Raw genomic sequence first — 4,175 nt, 5'->3', positions numbered from 1 at the left:
GATTGTTACAATACAAATTATAATTTATATAAAAAGTAGTACAAAAAGGAGTATTTATGTTTGGATATGTTAAAATAAACAAAATGGATTTAACATTTAGAGAATATGACCATTACAAAGCTTATTATTGTGGGCTATGTAAATATTTAAAAAGAAATCATGGAGAAATTTCTAGATTTTCTCTGAATTATGATATAACCTTTTTAATTGTTTTATTAACAGCAGTATATAAGCCAGAGTCTACAAATACAGAAGAAGTGTGTGTAGTTAGTCCATTTAAGAAGAAAAAGATAATCATAAATGATATTACAGAATATGCAGCAAGTATGAATGTTCTTTTAACGTATTATAAATTGGAAGATAATTTAATTGATGATAAACGCATAAAAGATAAATTAGCATATTATATATATAAAAACAAATTAAACTTAGCCTATGAGAAATATCCTGAAAAAGCTGAGTATATAAAGCAACAATTAAATGAATTAAATAAGTTGGAAAAGGACAAAAATATAAATATAGATGAAGTGTCTAATGTCTTTGGAAATATAATGGGAGAAGTATTTGCGTATAAAAAAGATGAAAATGAGAGAAATCTAAGAATGATAGGTTTTAATATAGGTAAATATATATATTTATTAGATGCATACGAAGATTTAGACGAAGATTTTAAGAAAGGAAGATATAATCCTTTTATAGAATATATAGATAAAAATGATGAGTTAAAAGAAAAAGTTAAAAAAATAATTGTAACATCATTAGGTTTTTTAGCTAGGGGAATTGATAATTTAAATCTAAATAAAAACGTTGGAATAATAGAAAATATAATTTATTCTGGGGTTTATTTAAGATACATGAATATATTAGAAAGTAGAGGTGGAAATAATGTACAGTAATACTTATAATAATGAAAATTTTATGAGAGCAAGAGCTTTTATGGAAAATAGTGAATTTAAAAAAGCCTATGATTTTTTAAAAACATTAACTGACAAATGTGCAGAGTGGTATTATCTAACTGGTTTTTCTGCGATGAATATTGGATATTATGAAGAAGGAGAAGACTTCTTAAAGAGAGCAAAATTCATGGAGCCTGAAAATCAGGAATACAATGATGCACTTAGAAGTTATACACAATATAGAAATGAATATAACAATAGAGCTGATAATTATAATAGAAGAAGACGTAATGATTTAGATGGATGTTGTTGCTGTTGTTGTGATGACTGCTGTTGTTTAGGTGATGATTGTTGTGAAAACTGCGCTAAACTTTGGTGTCTAGATTCATGTTGTGAATGTTTTGGTGGAGATTTAATATCTTGTTGTTAGGATGATAAATATGAGTATAAAAGTTGCTTATGGAGGAGTTTTATTAGCATTAAATGTAATACTGTTAACTCTTACAAATATTATTCCTGTAAATACATTGTTTATCATGGGGTTAGCATCACTTTTAGTATCAATTGTAATAATGGAATGGGGATTTAAAAGTGGCATTGCTTTTTATATAGGTTCTGTAGTATTAGGATTTATAGTAATGGCAAGTAAATCTCAATGGATTGTATATTCCCTTACTTTTGGGATATATGGTATTGTTAAATATTTTATAGAAAAAGATAGGTCAATATATATTGAGTATCTTATGAAATTAGTATTTGCAAACATAATGATAGTTATATTGTATTTTATATTAAGGGCAATAGTTTATATTCCAATAAATATTATTATAGTAGCCTCATTTGAGGTAGCCTTTATAATATACGATTATGTATATAGTTCCTTTATAGATTATTACAATAATAGACTAAGAAAGATGTTATTTAAAAATAACAACTGACCTAATGTTTTACTTTAGAATGATTTTAATTTGTATATGAGTAATACATTTGTGAAGGTACATTGAAATATAAAAATAGAATTAACATATGTATGAGTTTGTTTAATAAAAAAGGCTTTGATTTTTATGTCAGAGTCTTTTTGTGTTCTCATCTAGTATTTAAAAATTTTGATAATAGCAATTTTTTTATTTAAAATAAAAATAATGGATATCATTCTAATGATGACATCCTTTATTATAATAAGACTTTTGTTATATAAGTCTTTAAAATAACTAATATAAATTAAATATCCACTATATTCACATCTGTAGATAAAGAATATATAATGTCTTTTCTTTCTACTATTATTTCAACATTTTTAGAAATTTCCTTGTTAAGTGATATTTGAGCCAAAAGTTCTTTTGTAGGATTTATTGCGATTGGATTTCCAACTCTTTTTAGCATATTTATATCGCCATTAGTATCTCCATAAGCGTACGAATTTGATAGGTCTAAATCATATTTTACAACAAAGTCATTTATAGCGTTATTTTTACTTATAGAATCCCACATCGGTATGACTGTTCCTGTAAATATATTATCTTCAAACACATAATCACTTCCTAAGAAGTCAGTTACATTGTACTTCTGAGCCATTTTTTCAACTAAAAATCCAGGACTACCAGATATAAAGATAACTATATGACCCTGATTTAAATGCCAATCTATTCTTGAACGTGTATATTTATAAACTCTATCTGCCTTTAATTTAATTACCTGGTCACTTGTAAAATTAATGCAAGTTTTATCTAAGCCTTTTAAGGAGTCAACATAAAGATTACATATCTCTAATAGGTAATCATCATAGTTGCCTTGCCTTTTATCCCAATCCATAAACGTATCTCTAGCGTGTTTATACCAATTTTTTTGGTCAATTATATCATATTTAATTAATTTCTTAAAATGTTCAACCATAAGAGAGTCCCTATAAAGAGTACCATCTATATCAAAAAAAGCTGCTATATTTTTCATAAAAACCACCTCAATTAATCATTTCCTTATATTATATTATAAATTGTACCTAAGTTGTTAAAATATATGTATAATAATTTATATATTAAAAAATAAAGATTTTAAATTTTAAAGGACGTGATTGTATGAATTTTAATTTTGCAAAGGTTACAAATTCTAGACTTATGGGGAGCTTGGGTCTTATAATAAATTGGATAGACAATAAAAAAAATCACTTTTGTCAATATTTTTTATTGGATGCAGAAGGGTTAGGTTTGGCGGATTATGTGAGTTTGAAAAATCCAACACAAGAAGAAGCTTATAGAGAAGAAGAAAGATTAATGGGTGGATTTGGCTCAGATAGAATTGGATTAACAGAGGAGGAATCTCTGTTTTTAGTATCTTATTTTGGAAATAAGAATATTTGTTATAACAAGATATTACCAGGAGATAAATGTGAATACATTGACATTATAAAAAATTATAAAACAGATTTAACTATAGAAAAATTATATAATAAAATATGTAAAAGAGTTGATGAGGAAGTTGAATTCATAAACTATATGACTATGAGGTTTATAGCATGGGACAGAGAAAGTTTAAGATACTTTTCTGGAAGTGACGAGATTGCAAATATGCATATTACAAATATCAATGGTACTTTGCTTAAAAATACAGTAAGCAATAAAGGACAAGGTAGGTATATTAGCGAGGCTTTATATGAAGATAATGATGGGTATTATACATGTAAAATAGCCTTTTGTATAAGTAAATGTAATGAGACTGGCTTTAAAATTAATTCTATGCTAGTAACAGATAAAGAGCCTATGTACGACTTTGAAGTTTTTGATGAAATTTCTAAGAGTGAATTTGTAAGTGTATATAGTGTAAGTTCACCCGAGGAGTTTGCAAAAGTATTTTATGAAGAAAATCCGTTCTTATTAAAAAGTAATATGAATGAAGGGATATTTTTTACTAGATTTAATTTTAATAATGACCATGTTAAAGAAAATGTATATATAATAAATAATGATATGAAAGCTATATATTACTTAATGGGAAACAAGTTTTTTATAGGGACTTATAGTGATAATGATTGTAATTGCATTAATGAAATAAGTCAGTCTAATTATAGCAAATACATTAAATTTGAGGAGAAATTTTTCTTTGAGCAAAATGCTTTATACGATTTTGCAGAGTCAGATTCAATAGACTTTGATGACTTTTTGGAATAATATATGATTTTGGACATTATTTAAGCGAGATTAACTGAATTTAATCTCGCTTAAATTTATTTCTATAATATTGGGGGAATATTATGAGGAATACATTTATTATTGTGGTCAATTA

At 25.8% G+C, this 4,175-nt stretch carries 5 protein-coding genes; 4 read left to right on the top strand and 1 reads right to left on the bottom strand.

Annotated features, from left to right (window positions below):
- The first annotated feature begins 56 nt into the window (after nucleotides 1-56).
- From KGF52_RS20440 to KGF52_RS20430, 3 genes are read left to right on the top strand one after another with little or no spacing between them, the layout of a single operon-like run.
- Entirely contained in the window at nucleotides 57-896 is an 840-nt protein-coding gene (locus KGF52_RS20440; RefSeq protein ID WP_227841446.1) for a DUF5685 family protein, read from the top strand.
- Nucleotides 886-1,326, top strand: coding sequence for a hypothetical protein (locus KGF52_RS20435; protein ID WP_227827700.1), 441 nt, complete (start codon nucleotides 886-888; stop codon nucleotides 1,324-1,326). Before KGF52_RS20440 ends, KGF52_RS20435 begins: the two co-directional genes overlap by 11 nt.
- A gap of 10 nt (nucleotides 1,327-1,336) precedes the next feature.
- Nucleotides 1,337-1,834: a hypothetical protein gene (locus KGF52_RS20430; protein ID WP_227841445.1), complete on the top strand. Its 498-nt coding sequence runs from the start codon at nucleotides 1,337-1,339 to the stop codon at nucleotides 1,832-1,834.
- Between the two features lie 283 nt (nucleotides 1,835-2,117).
- Here KGF52_RS20430 and KGF52_RS20425 read toward each other — a convergent pair whose 3' ends face one another.
- Nucleotides 2,118-2,846 (bottom strand): HAD family hydrolase, encoded by a 729-nt coding sequence (locus tag KGF52_RS20425; protein WP_227827698.1) that lies wholly within the window; start codon nucleotides 2,844-2,846, stop codon nucleotides 2,118-2,120.
- A gap of 125 nt (nucleotides 2,847-2,971) precedes the next feature.
- On the opposite strand from KGF52_RS20425, the gene KGF52_RS20420 reads away from it, so the two are divergent.
- The gene (locus KGF52_RS20420; RefSeq protein ID WP_227827697.1) at nucleotides 2,972-4,060 is read left to right on the top strand and encodes a hypothetical protein; all 1,089 of its coding nucleotides are present in this window, start codon (nucleotides 2,972-2,974) and stop codon (nucleotides 4,058-4,060) included.
- Nucleotides 4,061-4,175: the final 115 nt, after the last annotated feature.

The sequence above is a fragment of the Clostridioides sp. ZZV15-6597 genome, assembly GCF_020657815.1.
In the GTDB taxonomy this organism is placed as follows: domain Bacteria; phylum Bacillota; class Clostridia; order Peptostreptococcales; family Peptostreptococcaceae; genus Clostridioides.
This window is presented reverse-complemented; position numbering and strand designations above follow the sequence as displayed.

What these genes read in the sequence shown, in the direction of transcription:
- KGF52_RS20440 (WP_227841446.1), top strand. Translation starts at nt 57, where the DNA reads ATGTTTGGATATGTTAAAATAAACAAAATGGATTTAACATTTAGAGAA.
- KGF52_RS20435 (WP_227827700.1), top strand. Translation starts at nt 886, where the DNA reads ATGTACAGTAATACTTATAATAATGAAAATTTTATGAGAGCAAGAGCT.
- KGF52_RS20430 (WP_227841445.1), top strand. Translation starts at nt 1,337, where the DNA reads ATGAGTATAAAAGTTGCTTATGGAGGAGTTTTATTAGCATTAAATGTA.
- KGF52_RS20425 (WP_227827698.1), bottom strand. Translation starts at nt 2,846, where the DNA reads ATGAAAAATATAGCAGCTTTTTTTGATATAGATGGTACTCTTTATAGG.
- KGF52_RS20420 (WP_227827697.1), top strand. Translation starts at nt 2,972, where the DNA reads ATGAATTTTAATTTTGCAAAGGTTACAAATTCTAGACTTATGGGGAGC.